Source organism: Amycolatopsis sp. WAC 01375 (assembly GCF_003947325.1).
Lineage (GTDB): Bacteria > Actinomycetota > Actinomycetes > Mycobacteriales > Pseudonocardiaceae > Amycolatopsis.
Genome location: NZ_QHHW01000027.1, coordinates 26026 through 47461 on the forward strand (window position 1 = coordinate 26026; position 21436 = coordinate 47461).

Below are 21436 nucleotides of genomic sequence, written 5' to 3' on the forward strand. Positions count from 1 at the left end.
GAGACGAATCCCCATGGCCGACCCCGCTCGGGCTCGCAAGCTCGCCAAGCGGATCTCACAGATCGTCGCGCACGCGATCGAGCACGACATCAAGGATCCGCGGCTCAACCACGTGACGATCACCGACACGAAGATCACGGCGGATCTGCACGACGCCACGGTCTACTACACGGTGCTCGGCGAGAATCTGGAATCCACGCCCGATCACACCGGTGCCGCCGCGGCGCTCGAATCCGCCCGCGGTGTGCTGCGGACGAAGGTCGGTCAGGGCACGGGAGTCCGCTACACTCCGACGCTGGCCTTCGTGGCCGACAGCATTCCTGAGGACGCCAAGCGCATCGAAGACCTCCTCGCGAAGGCCAGGGAAGCCGATGCGGAGGTCGCCCGGCGGGCGACCGGTGCGCAGCACGCCGGCGAACCCGACCCGTACAAGCCGCCGCGGGAAGAGGCCGAAGACGATGAGTTCGCCGATGAGGAGACCCGTAGCTGAGGGAGTGGGCCACGCCGTGAGCCGGCGTGGCCTGCTGCTGGGAGCCGCGGCTCTCGGCGGCTCGGCGCTGGTTTCCGGTTGCGGCGCCGAGAACCGGCCCTTGGTGGGGCCGCCGCCGGTGGCCCCACCGTCCACCCCGACGCCGCTCACCGAAGCGGTCACGGTGCAGAAGATGCGGTCCGCGGCCCGCAACCGCGACGTCAACCTCGTCATCATCGCGCCGGACGGTGTCTCCCGGGTCGGGATGCCGGTCTGCTTCGCCCTCCACGGGCGCGGCGCGGACGCCCGCACGTTCCTGAACCTCGGTGTGCAGGACGCGCTGAACAAAGCCGTCGCCGCCGGGTTGCCCGGCTTCGCGGTGGCCGCCGTCGACGGCGACAACTACTGGGTGGACGTCGGCAAGGCCGATGACCCGCAGCGGATGCTGTCCGACGAACTCCCCGGCTGGCTCGCCCAGCGCCAGCTGCGGCCGGCGTCGGCGATCTTCGGGATCTCGATGGGCGGCTTCGGCGCACTGCGCTACGCCCGCGATCACAAGAACCTCAAAGCCGTCGCCGTGGCGAGTGCCGCGCTCTTCGTGAGCTGGCCCGATGCCAAGTCCCGCAAGGTCTTCGCGGATCGCGAGCAATGGGAATCGCACGAGCCGCTGCTGCACACCGGCGACCTCTCGGCGTCGTCGACGGGGGTGTGGTGCGGGAACTCGGATCCCTTCGCCCGCGCCGATCGCAAACTCATCAAGGCACTCGACCCCGCCGTCGCGAAGATGTCCGACGGTGAGCACAACGACGACTACTGGCGCGGGGTCATGCCCGACGTGCTGAAGTTCGTGGGGGAACGCATCGCCTGACCCTCGTGAGTGTTATGGACGGTTCTGGCGAGTAGTGAGGGGCTCCTTCCCTACTCTCAGGGTAGGGAAGGAGTCCTTCACGGACCTGCGATCCCGATCTGCCCGCTGCAGGCGCCCTCCGGCGACTTCACGGACCGGGGCCTGGCACCAACCGCAGCCGGAACCGCGTAGGTGCCTAAGCCCTGCACCACTCACGAGGCCGGTTTCGCCGCGACGATCAGGTCCCGCACGATCGCCTGGTCCACGCGATGCGAGAACTCCGCGAACGGCCCGTCTTCGCGCACCCGCAGTCCCGCCTTGTCCAGGATCGCGGCGAGTTCCTCGCGCGGCGCGACGTTGGTGTTCCAGGAGATGCCGAGCGCGCCGCCGGGCCGCAGCACCCGTGTCCACACCGGGACGGCGGCCGCGAGCAGGTCCCGCGGGCTGCGCGCGAGCGACGCGTCCTGGGTGCGGTGGCTGCCGTGCTGCACGCCGTACGGGGCGTCGGTGACGATGAGGTCCACCGAGTTCGGCCGCAGCAGTTCGTCCGTGGTGAGTGTGTCGCAGTTGAGGTAGCTCAGCTTGCGCACCTCGCCGGCCTTGTACTGCTCCTTCGTGATCCCGAAGCCGATGTCGAGCCGCCTGCCGAGCCGGACCTTGTTGCGGCGCACCTGACCGGTTTCGGCGCTGTGCTTGACGCGCTTCTGCTTCAGCCAGGTCTTGATGAACAGCTCGTAGGAGTCGAAATCCTTGCCGTCGACGTCGAGACCTGTCGCGTCGAAGCCGTACATCATCGCCTGGTTCAGCGTGGTGCCGCGGCCGCAGAGCGGGTCCAGCAGGTGCAGCGGCTTCTCCAGCATCGCTGCCGGGTCCGCCGTGGCCAGCAGGGTGACGTTGACGAGCAGTTTCGTGAACAGCTCGTTCGTCTTGCCGGGGTACTTCTGGATGGTCAGCAGATCCGAGTCGAAGTTCGCGAGCGGGCTGATCGTCACCGGCTTCAGGACGCCGTCGCCGAGTTCGAACAGCGCGTACAGCGCGGAAAGGTTCGAAAGGAGCGCGAGATCGCGGTCGCTCAACGGGGCGGGCGTGGTGAAGGTGAGGTAGCCGACGCCGCCGAGTTCCGTCTCGCCGATCTCGGAGACCTCGGTCTCCAAAGCGGACAGACCGAACACCGCCAGCTCCGCGCGCAGCAGGGCCGGGGTGGAGTCGGTGTAGACCCGGTTGGCGGACGGGTAGACCAGGATCGCGTACTCGGACATCCGGTAGAGCGTAGCTTGACTGATTGTGACAGCGACTCCAGTGCCGAACCTCAAGGAAGCCGCCGCCCTGCTGGCGCGCGCGAACGACGTGACCCTGCTCGGCCATGTCCGTCCGGACGCCGACGCGCTCGGCAGCGCGCTGGCGCTGGGCCGGGCCCTCCAGTCGCGCGGCGGCGTCAAGGTCCGCGTCTCGGTCGGCGAGCCCGAGGAGATGCCCGAAACCCTGCGGGGCCTGGACGTCGGCGGGCTCTACGTCCCCGCGAGCGAGCTGCCGGAGAGTGAGCGGCTCCTGGTCGCGCTGGACACGCCGACCCCGGGCAGGCTCGGGAAGCTCGCGCCGCGGGTGGACGCCGTCCGCGCGGCCGGGGGCGACGTCCTGGTGATCGATCATCACGCGTCCAACGTCTTCTACGGCACGCACCACGTCGTCGACGACACCGCCGAAGCCACCGCAGTCCTCGTTTTCGCGTTGCTGCAGGAGCTGGGCACCGAGATCGACGAGCCGATCGCGCGCTGTCTCTACGCGGGGCTCGTCACCGACACGAGCGGGTTCCGCCGGGCCCGGCCGTCCACCCATCTGATGGCCGCGAAGCTGCTCGAAGCGGGTGTGGACCCGGACAGGGTGGTCCGCGAGATCGTCGACGATCATCCGTTCGCGTGGCTGCCGATGCTTTCGGACGTGCTCGCGGGGGCCCGGCTCGAGCCGGACGAGGCGCGCGGTTTCGGGCTCGCGCACGCGGTCGTGACGCTCGACGTCGCGCGGAGCGTGCGCGCGGAGGAGGTCGAAGCGGTCATCGACGTCGTCCGGTCCACGCGGGAGGCCGGGGTCGCCGTGGTGCTCAAGGAAGCCGAGCCGATCGGGCCGAAGCAGCGGTGGCAGATCTCGCTCCGGTCCACGGGCGGCGTCGACGTTTCGGCCGCGGCTGGGGAACTGGGTGGCGGCGGGCATCGCCAGGCGGCCGGATGCACCGCGGAAGGCACGGCGGGCGAGGTGCTCGACAAGCTGAGGGCGGCCTTGTCGAGGGCGCCTTTGCTGTGACCTGGGCGCGGGCGGTGTCATCGTAATTTCATCGGTCGTCCCTAGCGTGATCCTCACGATGAACGACAGAGCCTCCCTTCGCCGCCGGATCCTGGTCACGCTGGGTGTGATCGTGGTGTTCCGGCTGGGCCAGAGCGTGCCGGCCCCCTCCGTGACCGTCCGCGCACCGGAAGCCGATCACCCGCTGCGCTGGATCCTCGACCTCCTCACCGGCGGCGGCCTGTTCACGCTGCCGTTGTTCGCTTTCGGTGTCCTTCCCTGCTTAGCGGCGCCGCCCGTCCTGCGCGCGCTGATCGTCCTGATCCCGCGGCTGGCCGCGCTGAGGGACGAAGGCGAAGCCGGCGCACGTGTGCTCAAGCGGTACCGGCGACGGCTCACCGTCGGACTCGGCCTGCTGGGCGCGATCGGCGTGCTCGGGTTTCGCGGTCAGGAGGCCCTCGACACAGTCGTCGCCGTGGCGTGCCTGACGGTGGGCACCGCGCTTGTCCTGCGGCTGACCGAGGTGATCACCGAGCGGGGATTCGGTGACGGCGTCCGGATCCTGCTGCTCGCGCAGGTGCTGGCCGTGCTGCCGCCGGAATTCCTGCGCCTGCACGAAAAGACGGGCTGGGGGGCCATCGCGGTCATGGCCGTGGTGACGCTGTCGATCACGGTGATCACGATCGTCGTCGCGCAGGGACAGCGTCGAGTCCCGGTGCAGTACGCCAAGCGGATGATCGGCAGGCGTGCCTTCGGCGGGACCTCGACCTACATCCCGCTTCGGTTCCCCCAGGCGAACAGCCCGGCCGTGCTGGCCGCGGTGCTGCTGTCCGTGCCGGTGCTCTTGCCCGGCGCGACCTGGTTGGAGTGGCTGCGTGACGAGGGCGATCCCAGGCGGATCGCGGTCTATTTCCTGCTCGTCTGCCTCTTCGCCTTCATGAGGGCGGCCGTGGCACAGGACATGGACAAGGTAGCGAGCGAACTGGTGCGGGTCGGCGGCTTCGTCCCCGGGATCCGGCCGGGGAACTGGACCGCCGAATACCTCGAATACGTGAACCGCCGGATCATCGCCTTCGGAGCTCTCTGCTCGGGAGTGGTCGCGGTGATCCCGGTCGCCGGGCTGGGCTTGCTGGACGTGAGTCCGCGGGTTCCCGTCGTCGGCGTGGCCTTGCAGGTGGTCCTCGTCTTCCTCGTCGGCGTCGCGCTCGACACCACGCGTCAGATCCAGGCACTCCGCCTCCAGCGGCAGTACGAACCGTTCCTTCGCTGAGCTGGATGTTGTTACCATTGGAATGGTAACAACATCCGAGAGTGAGGCGTCATGGCGACGAGACACCTGTACGTGGTCCGGCACGGGGCCGCGGATCCGTTCGGCGAGTTGACGGAAGTGGGGCGGCGCCAGTGCGAGCTGCTGGCGAAGCGGCTGGCACGCCTGCCGGTGGACGCCGTATGGCATTCGCCGCTGTCGCGTGCGGTGAAGACCGCGGAGATCATCGGCGAGCATCTCAGGGGTGCGTCGGTGGGCGAGGCGACGGAGCTGGTGGACAACGTGCCGCACGTGCCGGCCGATCCGCCTCCGGCTTGGCGCGGGCTGTTCGACGGCTACGACCCCGAGGAAGCGGCCGAGGGGGCGCGGATCGCCGCCGCGTTGACGGAGCGTTTCGCTCGCCCTGCCGAGGTGGAAACGCACGAGGTGCTGGTGACGCACGCTTACCCGGTCGCCTGGTTGGTGTGCGACGCGCTCGACGCGCCTCCGGAGCGCTGGCTGGGATTGAGCTGTGGGAACACCGCGTTGACGGTGATCGACCACTACGACGGCGCCGCCCCGTCCTTGCTGATGTACAACGACATGGGGCATCTCCCGGAAGAGCTGCGATGGACGGGTTTCGGGCCGGGTCAGCGCCCCTGAGCGTCGTGAGTGGCGATTCGTGTTCTAACCCGAATCGCCACTCACGACCGCGACAGGCGAGCATCTTCTTCGGTCCAGGCCAGGAAGCGTTCCAGATGGTCCCCGTTCTCCCTCGTGACCGTCGGCACGCCGCCGAGGGCGACCTCTCCGCCGGTTCCGTCGATGGTCACGAGCGTTCCTTCGGCGAGAGTGCGCTCGCCCACGGTGATCGACGCGTTCGTCTCGTCGATGGCGAGCGTGCCCATGCCGACCACGGCGGGTTTGCCGAGGGAACGGGCGACGACGGCGGCGTGACTGGCCGGGCCGCCCCGTGCCGTGAGGATGCCCGCCGCCACGGCGAGTCCGTTCATGTCGTTCGGTGAGGTCTCGGGGCGGACGAGGATGACCGGGCCGTCGGCCGCCATCCGTCTCGCGGCCTCGGTGGTCGTGGCGATCCTGCCGGTCGCGACGCCTGGGCACGCCCCTGTTCCGCGACCGAGCAGGGTCGTATCCGGCCGCGGGGCGATGCGAGGTGTGCGGGCACGCTCGACCTGACGGCGTGAAACCCGGTGCACCGCCTCGGTTCGGCTGATGCGTCCTTCGTCGGCGAGGTCGACGGCGACCCTGATCGCCGCGGCACCGGTAAAGCGTCCGGGGCGTACTTGGAGGAGCCACAGGACCCCGGTTTCGAAGGTGAACTCGACATAGACCGCGTCGCGGTAGTGGTCTTCCAGCCGGTCCAGGGCTTCGGTCAGTGTCTTCCAGACGTGCGGTTCGCGGGTGGCGAGGCCGGTGAGCGGCAGGACAGGCGAGGTGCCCGCGACGACGTCTACCCCCTGATGGCCGAACAGCACGTCGCCGAACGGGGCGGGCTCACCGGTGTTGGGGTTCCTGCTGAAGGCGACTCCGGTGCCGCTTCGGTCGTCTCGGTCGCCGTAGACCATTTCCTGGACGATCACGGCGGTGCCCAGATCGTGGTCGATGCCGTGCAGTTCCCGGTAGGTGCGTGCCCGCGGTGTCTCCCAGGAGGCGAAGACCGCCTCGACGGCCGGTTCCAGCTGCTCGGCGGTGGGCCGGAGATTCAGGATGGTGTCCATCATGCCGGGCATCGACACGCCGGCCCCGGAACGCACCGACACGGTCAGCGGTGACGAGCCGGCGGTCTCTTCCAATGTTCGCGTCGCCGCGGCCAGCTCGTCACGGAGCCCGTCGGGGAAGTGGCCGTCGCGCAGGAAGGCGCGACACGCTTCGGTGGTGACCACGAATCCGGCCGGCACCGGCAGGCCGAGCCGGTGCAGATCGAGGAGTCCGTGGGCCTTGGCGCCGATGAGCCCGGGATCTTCCCGGGTGTCCGGGGTGAGCTCTCGCAGCCACTTCACCGCGGAATGCCCAGTGTCGCAAGGAGATCTTCGTGCAGTTCGGCCCAGACGACGTGGTAGGACGCGGTCGAATCCGCGACGTAGGCCAGTTCGCCTGATCGGGCCCGGTCGAGGGCGCTCGCCAGTCGCACGCGGTATCGGCCGAAGCGCGGCAGCGCCGTTTCCAAGGCGTGGCACACCGGCATCGTGCGCTCGTGCAGGTCGGCGAAACGATCCAGGACGCGGGCGTCGTAGGCCGGGTCGTCGTGGTCGTTCACGATCCGCTCTCCCTCCACGGGGCGGAGCTGCCATGCGGTGCAGAGGTCGAGCAGTTCCGGGTTGAGCACCAGGAACCGGTCGAACGCAGCCTTGACCGCCGCGCGAGCACCGGCGGCCTCCAGCTGTGCGGTGATGCGCTCGGCATCGGCTTCGCGTCCGGCATCGGTGCAACCCCAGGCGTCAAGGCCGCTCAGCCGCGTGACCTGTCCCGCGACCGCGAGGTCGATCAGCTCCGACTCGAGTTCGGACTCGCTCAATCCGGTGGTCGCCGACAAGCGCGGCAATCCGGCATAGCCACCGCAGCGCAGGGCATGCAGCACGAGCAGTCCGGTATCCGATCCGGCGCGGGTCACGTCGTGGCTCCTTCGGTACGAGCGGTCGCCGGTTTCGCGACGGCGTACGCGGCGCCCCGGCCCTGAGCCCGGGCGACGACGGCCTTCTCGCGGACGCGCACCGCGGCTTCGGTGCTGTCGCCGACTTCTGACAGGCCGACCGCGGCCGCGACGCGACCATCGTCGTCGAACACGAGATGAAGGTGCTCCGGCAGCGGGGAAGGGGAGACCTGTCGCAGGCATGCCACCAGGTCGCCGACGCGCAGGCGAATGAGCTGGCCGATGTTCGCGGCATCTCCGGTGACCACGACGATGGTGACCTGCTCGCCGGGCCGCGCCGACCGCACGGCCTCCTCGGCCGCCTCCAGCCGCCCACCTCCCAGGACGACCACCACGCCGTCCGAGGCCAGATCGACCATGTCCGCGGTGAGCGGATCGCGGACATCGGCGGGCGGCGCCCATGGCTCCCGCACTCGAGTCGCGGGTGTCACGTAGGGCAGATGAGCCGGTGCCCAGACGTCTGTGAGGTCGAGGCTCGCCAGGTGCTCGCACGCGCGTGCCCGGTCGAAGGGGTCGCCGAAGCCGGGAGCCTGTTCCGCGATGAGACTCGAACCGCCGAGCAGCGTCAACGCCAGCTCGGCCAGGCGGACACGGCGCGCCGGTGGATCTTCGGGGGCGCAGGACTCCAGTGTCAGCGCCAGCAGCAGCGCTTCCAGCCGGGCGGTCTGGGCGAGGACCACTCGTCCCGTTTCGTCCTCGATGACACCGGTCAGGGAACGCAACTGCAGGCGTCCGCCGGCAGCGGGGTCGTCGACCAGGGGCAGCCTGTCCAGCCAGACCCGCGCGAACGTGCCCAGTGCTTCGCCCGCCGACCCCGGCTCCTCGGCGGCGTGCGGGGTGTCCGCCTGCTCGACCAGGTCGACCAGCACCGCGAGATACAACGCGCGTTTGCCGGGAAAGTTCGAATACACCGCCCCTCTGGTCAGTTCCGCCCGCTCGGCGATGCGATCCACTTTCGCCGCGCCGTATCCGTACTCGACGAACTCCGCCCGCGCCGCCGCCAGTACCGCGGCACGGGTCCGCGCCTGCTGCTGCGCTCGTGTCAGCCGGACCATCACACTTCCTTCCCTCGCCTCGACGGCAGGATACCAACACCATTCCGATGATTACGACATCTGATTGCCGAATTTGCTATATTCGGAAAATGCTGAATATGAGTCAGGTGCTGCACCTGGGCGGCGGAGAGTTGCGCTACGGCGACCTCGCGGGGGAGCGGCGCCCGATCGTCTTCACCCACGGCGCCGGGATGGACCACCGGATGTTCGACGCGCAGGCGGAGGCCCTGCACGAGGCGGGCCACCGGGTCGTCAGCTGGGACCAACGCGGGCACGGCGAGTCGAGCCTCGCACCGGGCGCCCGCTTCACCGCGACAGCGGCGCTCGACGACCTGATCGCCCTGCTCGATCACCTCGAGCTCCACCGGCCGATCCTCATCGGACACTCGCTCGGCGGGAACCTCGCGCAGGCGCTCGTCCGCCGCCTTCCCGAGCGAGTCCACGGCCTCGTCGTCGTGGGATCCACCTGGAACGCCGGTCCGCTCGGCCGGGGGGAACGGCTCCTGCTGAAGCTCGCCGCCCCTGCGCTGGCGCTGATCCCCGCGTCGCGGCTGCCGGGCATCATGGCCCGCGCCTCGGCCGAGACGCCGGAGGGGATCGCGAACTGCGAGGCGGTGTTCGCCCGGATGCCCAAACGTGTGTTCCTCGACGTCTGGCGAGCCACCGTGTCACTCGTCGATCCGGAACCGGGGTACCGCTCGCCGGTTCCGCTCGGCCTCGTTCGCGGCGACGGCGACCGCACCGGCAACATCGCGTCCGCGATGCCCCGCTGGGCGCGGGCCGAAGGCGTGACCGAGCACGTCATCCCCGGCGCCGGGCACGTGGTCACCCTGGACGCGGCGGAGGCGACGACCAAGGCCATCAGGGTCATCATCGACGGCTGGGACGCGGAGCCCTCGGCATGACGGCCGCCGAAGACCGCGCCGGGTTCGTCACGGCCATGGGCGACTTCCTCGGGTCGTGGAACCTGCCCCGGACGACAGGCCGGGTCTACGGACAGCTCCTGCTCGGTTCCGGACCCGTGTCACTGGACGAGCTCGGCGCGGCACTCGGTCTCAGCAAAGGGGCGGTGAGCGTGGCCGTCCGCGAGCTGGTCTCGTGGGGACTCGCCAGAACCATCCCGCAGCCGGGCAGCCGTCGTCTGCTCATCGAGGCGGTGAGCGGATTCGAGCAGCTCCTCGCCGCCAGTCACGAACGGACCCGCGCCTTCGTCCGAGTGCTCCGGAGTGGAGCCCGATCCGCCGAGGGCGAGCCGGCCGAGGCCAGACTCGAGGAGGTCGCCGAATTCTTCGAGTCCTATGTGGACGCCGGAGACCGGATGCTGCGCGGCAGGCGGACGTGATGACCTCGTTCGCCACACGAGCCGTTCGAGTGACCGCGGCCGACCTTTAGTCTGCGGTGGTGCCTGAAGCTTCCGAACTCGACGAGCGCGTCCCGCCGAAACGCGTACTCGGCCTCGCCGTGCCCGCGCTCGGTGTCCTCGCGGCCGAACCGCTGTACGTCCTGGTGGACACCGCCGTCGTCGGGCATCTCGGCGCGTTGCCGCTGGCCGGGCTCGCGGTCGGCGGTGTCGTGCTGTCGCAGGTTTCGAGCCAGCTGACGTTCCTGTCGTACGGCACCACGTCGCGGACGGCACGGCTGCACGGCGCCGGACGTCGTGGCGACGCGGTCCGCGAAGGTGTCCAGGCGACCTGGCTCGCGGTGATCGTCGGGCTGGTCGTGATCGTCGCCGGGCAGCTGCTGGCCGCGCCCATCGCCCGGGTCCTCTCCGGGGACGCCGCGATCACCGACGCGGCCGTCTCCTGGCTGCGGATCGCGCTGTTCGGGACGCCGTTCATCCTCATCACGATGGCGGGCAACGGCTGGATGCGCGGCGTGCAGGACTCCGCGAAACCGTTGCGCTATGTCTTGGCGGGCAACGGGATCTCCGCCGTGCTGTGCCCGCTGCTGGTGTACGGCGCGGACTGGGGACTGGAAGGTTCGGCGATCGCGAACGTCGTCGCGCAGGTGATCTCGGCGTCGCTGTTCATCGTGGCACTGGTGCGGGAGCGGGTCGGGCTGCGCCCGGAGCCGAAGGTGATGCGCGCTCAGCTCGGCCTCGGCCGTGACCTGGTGCTGCGCAGTCTCGCCTTCCAGGCGTGCTTCGTCTCCGCCGCCGCGGTCGCCGCGCGGACGTCCACCGAGGCGGTCGGCGCGCACCAGGTCGTGCTCCAGCTGTGGACGTTCCTCGCACTCGTCCTGGACTCGCTCGCGATCGCCGCGCAGTCGCTCGTCGGCGCCGCCCTCGGCGCCGGTGCGAGCAAACGGGCGCGCGGTGTGTCGAACCAGATCACCGTGTACGGCCTGATATTCGGTTGTTTCCTCGGTGTCGTGTTCGCGTCGGTGGCCGGGGTGCTGCCGCAGGTGTTCACCTCGGACGCGGCCGTGCTCGGGCAGATCCCGCACGCGTGGTGGTTCTTCGTCGCGCTGCAACCGATCGCCGGGGTGGTGTTCGCGCTGGACGGCGTCCTGCTCGGCGCCGGCGACGCCGCCTTCCTGCGCAACGCGACGTTGCTGAGCGCGGCGCTGGGGTTCCTGCCGCTGGTCTGGCTGTCGCTCGCGTTCGGCTGGGGGCTGGCCGGGATCTGGACCGGGCTCTCGCTCTTCATGCTGCTGCGGCTGGCGACCTTGCTGGTGCGGTGGCGCTCGGGGCGATGGGCCGTGGAAGGCGCCGTCCGCGCGTCCTGACCCCCGCAATTCGTCACCTGCTTGCGTCCCGATCCCACGCAAGTAGGTGACGAATTGCGGGGGTGGCGAGCGTCCCTGTGGCGAAAACCACCCGGGTAACGGCTATGTTTCGTCGTTGCTTAGGAGCTACAACTATATGAGGCGGCAGCGCGGGCGTCTCTTGTTGCCCGGAGCCGTCCTCGAGGAGGAATCACTGTGACAGGCCGAGCCACTCGCCGGTCCTGGTTCATCTGGTTCGCCGCCGTCACCGTCTACCTTCTCGCCGTCTTCCACCGCACGTCGTTCGGCGTCGCCGGGCTCCAGGCCGCCGACCGCTTCGGCGTCGGCGCGGCCGCGCTCGGCACGTTCACCGTGCTGCAGGTCGGCGTCTACGCCGCGATGCAGATCCCCACCGGCGTCCTCGTCGACCGCTACGGCCCGCGCCGCGTGCTCACCGGCGCCGTGTTCTTCCTCGGCCTCGGCCAGCTCCTGCTCGCGGTCGCCGATTCCTACCCGCTCGGCCTGCTCGCCCGCGCCGTCGTCGGTTTCGGTGACGCGCTGACCTTCGTGAGCATCCTGCGGCTGATCGCCGCGCATTTCCCCGGCCGCCAGTACGCGCTGCTCGCCGCGTTGACCGGGGCGATCGGTTACGTCGGCAACCTCGCCGCGACCCTTCCGCTCGGTCTGCTGCTCGACGGTCCCGGCTGGACCCCGACGTTCCTCGCCGTCGGCCTGGTGACCGCGCTGTACACCGCCGTCGTCGCCCTCCGCGTCGAAGACATCCCGCGCGGTACGCCGGAGCCCGTCCGCGAAAAGGTGCATCCGAAGGTGCTGGGCCGCCAGGTCGCCGACGCGTGGCGCACGCCGGGGACCCGGCTCGGATTCTGGGTGCACTTCAGCACGATGTTCGCCCCCAATGTGCTGACCATGCTGTGGGGAGTCCCGTTCCTGGTGCAGGGACAGGGATATCCGAAGTCCACCGCGAGTTCGCTGCTGATCGTCTTCGTGTTCGGCTCGATGATCGGCGGCCCGATCGTCGGCGGCCTGATCGGACGGCGGCCGTCGCTGCGGATGCCGCTCGTCGGCGGGTACATCGGCGGCGCCGCGGTGATGTGGGCGGTCCTGCTCGGCTGGAACGGGACGGTCCCGGTCGCGGTACTGGTCCCCGCGTTCGCGTTCCTCTCCCTCGGCGGCCCCGCGTCGATGATCGGCTTCGCGCTGGCGCGGGACTACAACCCGCTCTCGCGCGTCGGCACCGCGACCGGTGTCGTGAACGTCGGCGGGTTCGTCGCCACGACGATCTCGGCGCTCGCGGTCGGCGTGCTGCTGGAGTGGACGGGCGGCACGTTCCGCCTGGCGCTGCTGTCCGTCATGGCGGTGCTCGCGTTCGGCACGTTCAGGATGCTCGTGTGGTGGCGGCGCACCCGCGCCGTGCTGTTCGAGGCCGAGGCCCGCGGCGAGGAGATCCCGGTGCAGATCCGCCGCCGCCGCTGGGACGCCGAAGCCCCGCTGCCCGTCTCGTCCTAGGCGACGGCCCGAAAGATAGGGTTCGGCCCGTGTCGCGCCCCAATCAGGTTCCAGCCAAGAAACGTCCCGCTCCGCCGCCCGGTCTCGTCATCGTCGACAAACCGTCCGGGATGACCTCCCACGACGTCGTCGCCAGGGCGCGGCGCTTCATGGGCACCCGCAAGGTCGGGCACGCCGGCACCCTCGACCCGATGGCCACCGGCGTGCTGGTGCTCGGCATCGAACGCGCGACGAAGCTCCTCGGCCATCTCGCGCTGGACCGCAAGACCTACCTCGCGACCCTCTCCTTGGGACTGTCCACCACGACCGACGACGCCGAGGGCGAGCCGATCGCCGAAGCCGCCCCGGAAACGGTCGAGAAGATCACCGACGACGCGATCGCCGCCGGGATCGCCCTGCTGACCGGTGACATCCAGCAGGTGCCGAGCGCGGTCAGCGCGGTGAAGATCGACGGCAAACGCGCGTACGCCCGGGTCCGTGCCGGCGAAGAGGTCGTGATCCCGCCGCGTCCGGTCACCGTGCACCGCTTCGATCTGCTCGCCACCCGCCGCGAGGCCGGCCGGATCGAACTCGACGCCGTCGTCGAGTGTTCGTCCGGGACCTACGTGCGGGCGCTGGCCCGCGACCTCGGCGCCGGGCTCGGCGTCGGCGGGCATCTGCTCGCGTTGCGGCGCACCACGGTCGGGCCGTTCACACTCGCCAAGGCCCGCACCCTCGATCAGCTCGAAGACAAGCCGGAACTGTCGCTGGACCTCGACGCCGCCGTCGCCGCCGCGTTCCCGCGCCGCGATCTGGACGTCCGCATGGCACAGGCGGTCCGATATGGACAGAGGGTGCCCGCGGCCGGGATCGAGGGGACCTACGGGATGTTCGGACCGGACGGCCGGGTGCTCGCACTCGCCGCGGACGAAGGCGAACTGGCCCGCTCGGTGGTCGTGTTGCTGCCCGCTTAGGGTGGTGCACGAAGCAGGCCTGGAGGAGACGGGGCACAAGTGCAGCGTTGGCGTGGTTTGGGTGACCTTCCCGGGAGCTGGGGACGGTGCGTGGTGACGATCGGCGTCTTCGACGGCGTGCACCGCGGTCATCAGGAGCTGATCTCGAGGACGGTCCGCGCCGCCGCCGAACGCGGCGTGCCGAGTGTGGTGCTCACCTTCGACCCGCATCCGTCGGAGGTGATCCGGCCGGGCAGCCATCCCGCGCAGCTGACCACGTTGCGCCGCAAGGCGGAACTGGTCGAGGGCATGGGCGTCGACGTCTTCTGCGTACTGCCGTTCACGCTGGAACTGTCCAGGCTGACAGCGCACGAGTTCGTGCACGAGGTCCTCGTGGACAAACTGCACGCGGCCGCGGTGATCGTCGGCGAGAACTTCACCTTCGGCGCCAAGGCCGCCGGTGACGTCAATCTCCTCCGCACGCTGGGGAAGCGGTTCGGTTTCGTGGCATACGGCGCGGAATTGCAGGGGCTGCTCGCGCAACAACAGACCGAGAACGAGATCACCTTCTCCTCGACCTACGTCCGTTCGTGCATCGACGCCGGAGACGTCATCGCGGCGTCCGAAGCGCTCGGCAGGCCGCACCGGCTTGAGGGCATCGTCGTCCGGGGTGACGGCCGGGGGCACGATCTCGGTTACCCGACGGCGAACCTGTCGACGCCGCGTTTCGCGGCGGTGCCCGCAGACGGGGTCTACAGCGCCTGGTTCACCCGTTCGTCGGATTCCAGCCGGCGGCTGCGCGCCGCCGTGTCGGTCGGGACCAACCCGACCTTCTCGGGCAGGGAGCGCACCGTCGAGGCCTTCGTCCTCGATATCGACGAGGATTTCTACGGGCAGCACGTCGCGCTCGATTTCGTCGCCAAGCTGCGGGATCAGGTCCGTTTCCCGACGTCGGAGGGTCTGGTGAAGCAGATCGACGAGGACGTCGCCCGGACCAGGGACCTGCTCGGTGAGCAGGACTGATCGTTTCGGCCCAGGCCGGATGACAATCGACAAACACGCCCGCCCACGTGCGTTCCGGTGGCAAGATGTCACGGACCGCGCATGGCGTTCGATGGGGTTAGGGGAGCGGACCAGGTGGAGGACCACAAGATCGTCCAGCGGAACATCGCGCTGCAGAAGGAGTGGTACGGGGAGCCGCTCGGCGATCGCGTGCGGAGACTGGTCGTCGCCTTCGACATCTCCCAGGCCTTCCTCGCGGAGGTCCTCGGCATCAGCGCGCCCATGCTCAGCCAGGTGATGAGCGGGCGCCGCGCGAAGATCGGGAACCCGGTCGTCCTCGCCAAGATGATCATGCTGGAGCGCAAGGTCCTGGTCCCGGCGGTCGCCGCGGGGGACCGCAAGGCCATGCAGGAGGCACTGGAAGACGTCCGCGATTCGCGGCCGACGGTGGGCAGGGACAGCATCCCGGTCGGCGCCGTCGCCGACGACCAGGGTGTGCTCGTGGCGTTGCGGGACATCGGCGAGGACGAAGACCTCACCGAAGCCGCGAAGGTGCTCGACGACGACTTCCCCGCGCTGGCGGACCTGCTGCGCCGTGCCGCGAGGAACGGATCCTGACGCGAGTCACGCGCCCATGACCCTCTTCAGTGCGTTGATCCCGCCGGACGGTGTCCTCGACGAGGTCGCCGCCGCGCTGGCCGCACCCGAGGACGAAGGTTTCCGCTGGTCGACGCGAGGGGACTGGCATATCACCCTCGGTTTCTACGGCGAGGACGACGCGGACGAGCGAGGCGAATGGCTCGCCGGGCGGCTGGCCGGCGCGGGCCCGATCGGCCTCCGGCTGGAAAAGGCCGCGACATTCCCCGGGGTGCTGTGGTTGAGTGTTGCCGGAACCGGGCTCCACGAGCTGGCCACGAAGGCCGGTGCGGGGAATGAAGGCAGGCCGTACGTGGCCCACCTGACACTGGCCCGCTTCCCCCGCGACCGGCCGGAAGCCGCGAGCGCGTGGGTGGAGCGGCTGGCCGGGTTCACCAGTGAGACTTGGACGGCGACCGAAGCCGTTCTGATGAGCAGTGACCGTGAGCAAGAGCCGTCGCGCTACCGGGTGATCCGGTCGTACGCGTTGGACCACGCCCGCGCCTGAAGCCGCTGATCACGAGGCTGGTAGCCTTCACGATTGGGTCCGGCTGCAGTCCGTGGCGGCCGTGACCGTCTCACCCGGCGTGAAGACATCGTCCGGGCCGCACGGCACAGATATCTAGGAGCACCACAGTGGCGTTGTCCACCGAAGAAAAGAAGACGATCCTTGCCGAGTACGGCGTGCACGACTCGGACACCGGATCCCCCGAGGCCCAGGTCGCGCTGCTGACCAAGCGCATCGTCGGCCTCACCGAGCACCTCAAGGCTCACAAGCACGACCACCACTCCCGTCGCGGGCTTCTGCTGCTGGTCGGCCGCCGCCGCCGGCTGCTGAACTACGTGATGAAGGTGGACATCGAGCGTTACCGTGCGCTGATCCAGCGTCTCGGCCTGCGCCGATAGCTTGAACCCGAGGGGGAGTGACCACGACGGTCGCTCCCCCTCGGTCCAAGTACAGCGAAGCTCTGTCTTTCGAAGAGCGTGGCGCGAGCGCGCACGAGGAACCGTCCGCCGGTCCTCGGTAGTGGTTCCCGGGCAACGGCCCGGGGGCTTCGATCGAAGACCGGCATCACTCCTCGAGCGTCCGCAGGCGAAACAGGTCCCAGGGTGGGAGACTCGCGCCGTTACAGAGGATCAAAAGAGGAGATACACCCTATGACCGACTCCACCGGAGTCACCGTGCACGAAACCGAAGCCGTGATCGACAACGGCCGTTTCGGCACCCGCACCGTCCGCTTCGAGACCGGCCGTCTGGCCCGTCAGGCCGCAGGCGCGGTCGTCGCGTACCTCGACGAAGAGACCATGCTGCTCTCGGCGACCACCGCGTCGAAGCACCCGAAGGACCACTTCGACTTCTTCCCGCTGACCGTGGACGTCGAGGAGCGGATGTACGCCGCCGGACGCATCCCCGGCGCGTTCTTCCGTCGCGAGGGTCGCCCGTCGACCGACGCGATCCTGACCTGCCGCCTGATCGACCGGCCGCTGCGCCCGTCGTTCACCGACGGTCTCCGCAACGAGATCCAGGTCGTCATCACCGTCCAGAGCCTCAACCCGGACGACCCGTACGACGTGCTCGCGATCAACGCGGCTTCGGCCTCGACCCAGATCGCCGGTCTGCCGTTCTCCGGTCCGGTCGGCGGCGTCCGCGTCGCGCTGATCGAGGGCCAGTGGGTCGCGTTCCCGACCTGGAAGCAGCTGGAAGAGGCCACCTTCAACATGGTGGTCGCCGGCCGCATCGTCGGTGACGACGTCGCGATCATGATGGTCGAGGCCGAGGCCACCGACAAGACGCTCGACCTGATCGCCGACGGCGGCAAGTCGCCGGACGAGATCGCCGTCGCCGAGGGCCTCGAGGCCTCGAAGCCGTTCATCAAGGTGCTGTGCGAGGCCCAGCAGCAGCTGGCCGACGTCGCCGCCAAGCCGACCGGTGAGTTCCCGGTCTTCCTCGCCTTCGAGCAGGACGCGTTCGACGCCGTCGCCGCCATCGCGACCGATGACCTCGCCAACGCCCTGACCATCGCGGGCAAGCAGGACCGCGACAACGCGACCGACCAGGTCAAGGCCGCGGTGCTGGAGAAGATCGGCCTGGGCGAGGGCGAAGCCTTCCAGGGCCGCGAGAAGGAGATCGGCGCGGCGTTCAAGGCCCTGTCGAAGAAGATCATGCGCAAGCGCGTCCTCACGGACAAGATCCGCATGGACGGCCGCGGCCTGACCGACATCCGGTCGCTCGCCGCCGAGGTCGCCGTGATCCCGCGGGCGCACGGTTCCGCGCTGTTCGAGCGCGGTGAGACCCAGATCCTGGGCGTCACCACGCTGAACATGCTCCGCATGGAGCAGCAGATCGACTCGCTCTCCCCGGAGACCACGAAGCGGTACCTGCACCACTACAACTTCCCGCCGTTCTCCACCGGCGAGACCGGCCGCGTCGGTTCGCCGAAGCGGCGCGAGATCGGCCACGGCATGCTCGCCGAGCGCGCGCTGGTCCCGGTCCTGCCGAAGCGTGACGAGTTCCCGTACGCGATCCGTCAGGTCTCCGAGGCGCTGGGTTCCAACGGCTCCACCTCGATGGGCTCGGTCTGCGCCTCGACCATGGGTCTGCTGAACGCGGGTGTCCCGCTGAAGGCGCCGGTCGCCGGCATCGCCATGGGCCTCATCTCCGACGAGGTCGACGGCGAGACCCGCTACGTCGCGCTGACCGACATCCTCGGTGCCGAGGACGCCATGGGCGACATGGACTTCAAGGTCGCCGGCACCAAGGACATCATCACCGCGCTGCAGCTCGACACGAAGCTCGACGGCATCCCGTCGGAGGTCCTCGCGGCCGCGCTGAAGCAGGCGAAGGACGCTCGCCTCACCATCCTGGAGGTCATCGCCGAGGCGATCGACGGCCCGGACGAGATGAGCCCGTACGCCCCGCGCGTCACCAGCGTGAAGATCCCGGTGGACAAGATCGGCGAGGTCATCGGCCCGAAGGGCAAGATGATCAACTCGATCACCGAGGAGACCGGCGCCGACATCTCCATCGAGGACGACGGCACGATCTATGTTGGCGCGGCCGACGGCCCGTCGGCGGAGGCGGCGATCGACAAGATCAACGCCATCGCCAACCCGCAGCTGCCCAAGGTCGGCGAGCGCTTCCTCGGCACCGTGGTGAAGACGGCCGCGTTCGGCGCGTTCGTCTCGCTGCTGCCGGGCAAGGACGGCCTGGTGCACATCTCGAAGCTGGGCAACGGCAAGCGGATCAACAAGGTCGAAGACGTGGTCAACGTGGGCGACAAGCTCCGCGTCGAGATCGCCGACATCGACAACCGCGGCAAGATCAGCCTGATCGTGGTTCAGGAAGAGGACTCGGCGGACGCCAAGGACGCCAAGGCGGCCGAAGGCGAGAAGGCCGACGCTCCGAAGGTCGACGCCCAGTAGGTCCGGCCAGAACGATGTGAAACGTCATGAAAGGGTCGTTCAGGATATTTTCGTCCTGAACGACCCTTTCATGACATGTGAGTAAGGGATCCGTTGGCTCGTCAGATCTTTGGGCACGAACAGCCCGTCGGCAGCACCCGCACGCTGGAGTCCACTTCGGACGGTGCGGTGGTCAAGCGCAGTGTGCTCGCCGGAGGGCTGCGGGTCATCACCGAACATGTGCCCGCCTCCCGGTCGGTGACGGTCGGGCTGTGGGTCGGCGTCGGATCCCGTGACGAGCCTTCGTCGGTCGAGGGCGCTGCGCACTACCTTGAGCACCTGCTGTTCAAGGGCACCACGAACCGCGACGCCACCCAGATCGCCGAGGAGATCGACGCGGTCGGCGGCGAGTTCAACGCCTTCACCGCGAAGGAGCACACCTGCTACTACGCGCAGGTGCTCGACGAGGATCTGCCGCTCGCGATGGATCTCGTCACCGACGTCGTGTTCGAGGCGCTGTGCACGGACAAGGACGTCGAGACCGAGCGCAGCGTCGTGCTCGAAGAGATCTCGATGCGTGACGACGACCCCGAAGACCTGCTGCACGAGACGTTCGTCGGCGCGATCCTTGGCGACCACGCGCTGGGCCGTCCGGTGCTCGGCAGCGAGAAGTCCATCGTGGAGATGTCCGCGTCGGCGCTGCGCGGGTTCTACCGGCGCCGCTACACGCTGCCGCGGATGGTGCTCGCCGTCGCGGGGAACATCGAGCACGCTCAGGTGCTTCGCTTGGTGCGCAAGGCTTTGCGGCACAAGCTGACCGGCACGGCGACACCTGTGGCGCCGCGTGGCGGCCGTGCGCGGATCGCGATGGCGCCGAAGCTCGCGCTGCACACCGACGACACCGAGCAGGCGCACGTGATGCTCGGCCTGCGTTCCCTTTCGCGGCACGACGACCGCCGGTTCGCGCAGTCGGTGCTCAACGCCGCGCTCGGCGGCGGCATGAGTTCGCGTCTGTTCCAGGAGGTCCGCGAGAAGCGCGGGCTGGCGTACCAGGTGTATTCGTCCGTCGCGAGCTACGCCGACGCCGGGCACATGGCGGTGTACGCGGGCTGCCAGCCGGAGAAGCTCGGCGAGGTCGCCGGGCTGATCCGCGAGGTGCTCGAAGTCGTCGGCAAGGACGGGCTGAGCGAAGCCGAGGTCGCGCGGGCGAAGGGGCAGTTGCGGGGCGGGCTCGTGCTCGGTCTCGAAGACACCTCGTCGCGGATGTCGCGGATCGGCAAGAACGAACTGAACTACGGTCGCTATCTCGGCGTCGACGACACGGTGGCGCGGATCGACGCCGTCACCACCGAAGAGGTCTGTGCGCTCGCTCGCACTCTGCTGCGCCGCCCTGGTGGCGTGTCGGCGGCTGCGGTGGTCGGGCCGTACGCTCACGCCGACGACCTTCCGGACGATCTGCACGAGGTGATCGCATCATGACCGCTGGAATTCGCGTCGGTGTGCTGGGCGCACGCGGCCGGATGGGCCAGGAAGTGGTCAACGCCGTCAACGGCGCCGACGACATGGACCTCGTCGCCGCGCTCGACGCCGGTGACGACCTGTCGGTGCTCAAGCAGGCGCAGGTCGTCGTCGACTTCACCCACCCCGACGCCGTGATGGGCAACCTGGAGTTCCTGACCGGCAACGGGATCCACGCCGTCGTCGGCACCACCGGGTTCAGCGAGGAGCGGCTGGAGAAGCTGCGCTCGTGGCTCGCGGCCGACCCGTCGGTCGGCGTGCTCATCGCGCCGAACTTCGCGCTCGGCGCGGTGCTGGCGATGCGGTTCGCCCAGCAGGCGGCTCGGTTCTACAACTCGGCCGAGGTCATCGAACTGCACCACAACCGCAAGGCCGACGCGCCGTCCGGCACCGCCGCGCACACCGCGCGGCTGATCGGCGAGGCCCGCGCGGAAGCCGGCCTCACGCCCGGCGAAGACGCGACGACGTCCGAAGTGGACGGTGCCCGCGGCGCACTCGTCGACGACGTCCGCGTGCACTCGGTCCGGCTGCCCGGGCTGGTGGCGCACGAGGAGATCCTGTTCGGTGGTGAGGGCGAGACCCTGACCATCCGGCACGATTCGCTGCACCGCACGTCGTTCATGCCGGGCGTGCTGCTCGGGGTGCGCTCGGTGCTCACGCGGCCCGGCCTGACGGTCGGTCTCGAGAACATCCTCGACCTGTGAGGGCCCGCAACTTCGCGCTGGTGATGACGGCGGCGCTCGCCGTCTACGTCGTCCTGCTGGCGGGCCGGGGCATCGCGTTGGTGCGCACCGGTGAGACGGTGCCGGTGCTCTTCGGCATCGGTGTCCTGCTGCTGCCGCTGCTCGGGGTCTGGATCATCGTGACCACCTGGCGTTCCGGCGTCCAGATCCAACGGCTTTCGCGGCGGCTGGACGAAGAAGGCGGCCTGCCCGACGTCTCCGACCTGCCTCGGCGCCCTTCCGGCCGGGTGGATCGCGACGCCGCGGACGCCTGGTTCGACGAGCGCCGGGCCGAGGTCGAGGCGGATCAGGAGAACTGGCGCGTCTGGTACCGGCTGGCATACGCGTACGAGATCGCCGGCGACCGGAAACGAGCCCGCGCGACGATGCGGCGTGCCGTCGAACTCGAAGCCGCCTCCCGCTAAC

General features: G+C 69.4%; 22 protein-coding genes. 18 read left to right on the plus strand and 4 right to left on the minus strand.

Annotated features, from left to right (window positions below):
- The first annotated feature begins 13 nt into the window (after positions 1–13).
- Both rbfA and DL991_RS16775 read left to right on the plus strand, forming a co-directional pair.
- Positions 14–490, plus strand: coding sequence for a 30S ribosome-binding factor RbfA (rbfA, locus tag DL991_RS16770; RefSeq protein WP_125785254.1), 477 nt, complete (start codon positions 14–16; stop codon positions 488–490).
- Entirely contained in the window at positions 471–1337 is an 867-nt protein-coding gene (locus DL991_RS16775; protein ID WP_125785255.1) for an alpha/beta hydrolase family protein, read from the plus strand. Before rbfA ends, DL991_RS16775 begins: the two co-directional genes overlap by 20 nt.
- A 191-nt stretch (positions 1338–1528) precedes the next feature.
- On the opposite strand, the gene DL991_RS16780 is transcribed toward DL991_RS16775, so the two are convergent.
- On the minus strand, positions 1529–2575 hold the full coding sequence (locus DL991_RS16780; protein ID WP_199746536.1) for a TRM11 family methyltransferase: 1047 nt from the start codon (positions 2573–2575) through the stop codon (positions 1529–1531).
- Between the two features lie 40 nt (positions 2576–2615).
- On the opposite strand from DL991_RS16780, the gene DL991_RS16785 reads away from it, so the two are divergent.
- The 3 genes from DL991_RS16785 to DL991_RS16795 are packed head-to-tail and all read left to right on the plus strand — an operon-like array spanning position 2616 to position 5502.
- On the plus strand, positions 2616–3614 hold the full coding sequence (locus DL991_RS16785) for a bifunctional oligoribonuclease/PAP phosphatase NrnA (RefSeq protein ID WP_125785506.1): 999 nt from the start codon (positions 2616–2618) through the stop codon (positions 3612–3614).
- A 58-nt stretch (positions 3615–3672) separates the two neighbouring features.
- Positions 3673–4863, plus strand: a complete 1191-nt coding sequence (locus DL991_RS16790) for a preprotein translocase subunit SecY (protein WP_125785256.1) — start codon at positions 3673–3675, stop codon at positions 4861–4863.
- Positions 4864–4914: 51 nt separating this feature from the next.
- On the plus strand, positions 4915–5502 hold the full coding sequence (locus tag DL991_RS16795) for a histidine phosphatase family protein (protein WP_125785257.1): 588 nt from the start codon (positions 4915–4917) through the stop codon (positions 5500–5502).
- A 41-nt stretch (positions 5503–5543) separates the two neighbouring features.
- Here the strand turns inward: DL991_RS16795 and DL991_RS16800 are convergent, their stop codons facing one another.
- Genes DL991_RS16800 through DL991_RS16805 form a run of 3 tightly spaced genes read right to left on the minus strand, consistent with a single transcriptional unit; the run spans position 5544 to position 8565 of the window.
- Positions 5544–6860 (minus strand): PEP/pyruvate-binding domain-containing protein, encoded by a 1317-nt coding sequence (locus DL991_RS16800; RefSeq protein ID WP_199753979.1) that lies wholly within the window; start codon positions 6858–6860, stop codon positions 5544–5546.
- Entirely contained in the window at positions 6857–7471 is a 615-nt protein-coding gene (locus tag DL991_RS42945; protein WP_233598878.1) for a transcriptional regulator, read from the minus strand. The genes DL991_RS16800 and DL991_RS42945 overlap by 4 nt, the downstream gene beginning before the upstream one ends.
- Positions 7468–8565, minus strand: a complete 1098-nt coding sequence (locus DL991_RS16805; protein WP_125785259.1) for a TetR/AcrR family transcriptional regulator — start codon at positions 8563–8565, stop codon at positions 7468–7470. Before DL991_RS16805 ends, DL991_RS42945 begins: the two co-directional genes overlap by 4 nt.
- An 89-nt stretch (positions 8566–8654) precedes the next feature.
- Here DL991_RS16805 and DL991_RS16810 point away from each other — a divergent pair, with 89 nt between their 5' ends.
- The 13 genes from DL991_RS16810 (at position 8655) to DL991_RS16870 (ending at position 21435) form a co-directional block, all read left to right on the plus strand.
- Positions 8655–9470, plus strand: a complete 816-nt coding sequence (locus tag DL991_RS16810) for an alpha/beta fold hydrolase (protein ID WP_125785260.1) — start codon at positions 8655–8657, stop codon at positions 9468–9470.
- Positions 9467–9907 carry a GbsR/MarR family transcriptional regulator gene (locus DL991_RS16815; protein WP_125785261.1) on the plus strand — a complete coding sequence of 147 codons (441 nt, stop codon included), beginning with the start codon at positions 9467–9469 and terminating at the stop codon, positions 9905–9907. The genes DL991_RS16810 and DL991_RS16815 overlap by 4 nt, the downstream gene beginning before the upstream one ends.
- Positions 9908–9963: 56 nt before the next feature.
- On the plus strand, positions 9964–11292 hold the full coding sequence (locus tag DL991_RS16820) for an MATE family efflux transporter (RefSeq protein ID WP_370306526.1): 1329 nt from the start codon (positions 9964–9966) through the stop codon (positions 11290–11292).
- A 195-nt stretch (positions 11293–11487) separates the two neighbouring features.
- Complete coding sequence (locus DL991_RS16825; RefSeq protein ID WP_199753980.1) at positions 11488–12798, plus strand: nitrate/nitrite transporter; 1311 nt, start codon at positions 11488–11490, stop codon at positions 12796–12798.
- 29 nt (positions 12799–12827) lie between these two features.
- On the plus strand, positions 12828–13751 hold the full coding sequence (truB, locus tag DL991_RS16830) for a tRNA pseudouridine(55) synthase TruB (protein ID WP_125785264.1): 924 nt from the start codon (positions 12828–12830) through the stop codon (positions 13749–13751).
- Between the two features lie 39 nt (positions 13752–13790).
- Positions 13791–14753, plus strand: coding sequence for a bifunctional riboflavin kinase/FAD synthetase (locus DL991_RS16835; protein ID WP_125785265.1), 963 nt, complete (start codon positions 13791–13793; stop codon positions 14751–14753).
- A gap of 114 nt (positions 14754–14867) precedes the next feature.
- The gene (locus tag DL991_RS16840) at positions 14868–15350 is read left to right on the plus strand and encodes a helix-turn-helix transcriptional regulator (protein ID WP_125785266.1); all 483 of its coding nucleotides are present in this window, start codon (positions 14868–14870) and stop codon (positions 15348–15350) included.
- A gap of 16 nt (positions 15351–15366) precedes the next feature.
- The gene (gene thpR / locus DL991_RS16845) at positions 15367–15876 is read left to right on the plus strand and encodes an RNA 2',3'-cyclic phosphodiesterase (protein WP_125785267.1); all 510 of its coding nucleotides are present in this window, start codon (positions 15367–15369) and stop codon (positions 15874–15876) included.
- A 128-nt stretch (positions 15877–16004) separates the two neighbouring features.
- The gene (gene rpsO / locus DL991_RS16850; RefSeq protein WP_072028105.1) at positions 16005–16274 is read left to right on the plus strand and encodes a 30S ribosomal protein S15; all 270 of its coding nucleotides are present in this window, start codon (positions 16005–16007) and stop codon (positions 16272–16274) included.
- 252 nt (positions 16275–16526) lie between these two features.
- Entirely contained in the window at positions 16527–18791 is a 2265-nt protein-coding gene (locus tag DL991_RS16855) for a polyribonucleotide nucleotidyltransferase (protein ID WP_125785268.1), read from the plus strand.
- A 93-nt stretch (positions 18792–18884) separates the two neighbouring features.
- Positions 18885–20249: a pitrilysin family protein gene (locus DL991_RS16860; protein ID WP_125785269.1), complete on the plus strand. Its 1365-nt coding sequence runs from the start codon at positions 18885–18887 to the stop codon at positions 20247–20249.
- A complete protein-coding gene (gene dapB, locus DL991_RS16865; RefSeq protein ID WP_125785270.1) occupies positions 20246–20992 on the plus strand; it encodes a 4-hydroxy-tetrahydrodipicolinate reductase in 747 nt (248 codons plus the stop codon). Before DL991_RS16860 ends, dapB begins: the two co-directional genes overlap by 4 nt.
- A complete protein-coding gene (locus DL991_RS16870) occupies positions 20989–21435 on the plus strand; it encodes a tetratricopeptide repeat protein (protein WP_125785271.1) in 447 nt (148 codons plus the stop codon). Before dapB ends, DL991_RS16870 begins: the two co-directional genes overlap by 4 nt.
- Position 21436 lies beyond the last annotated feature (1 nt).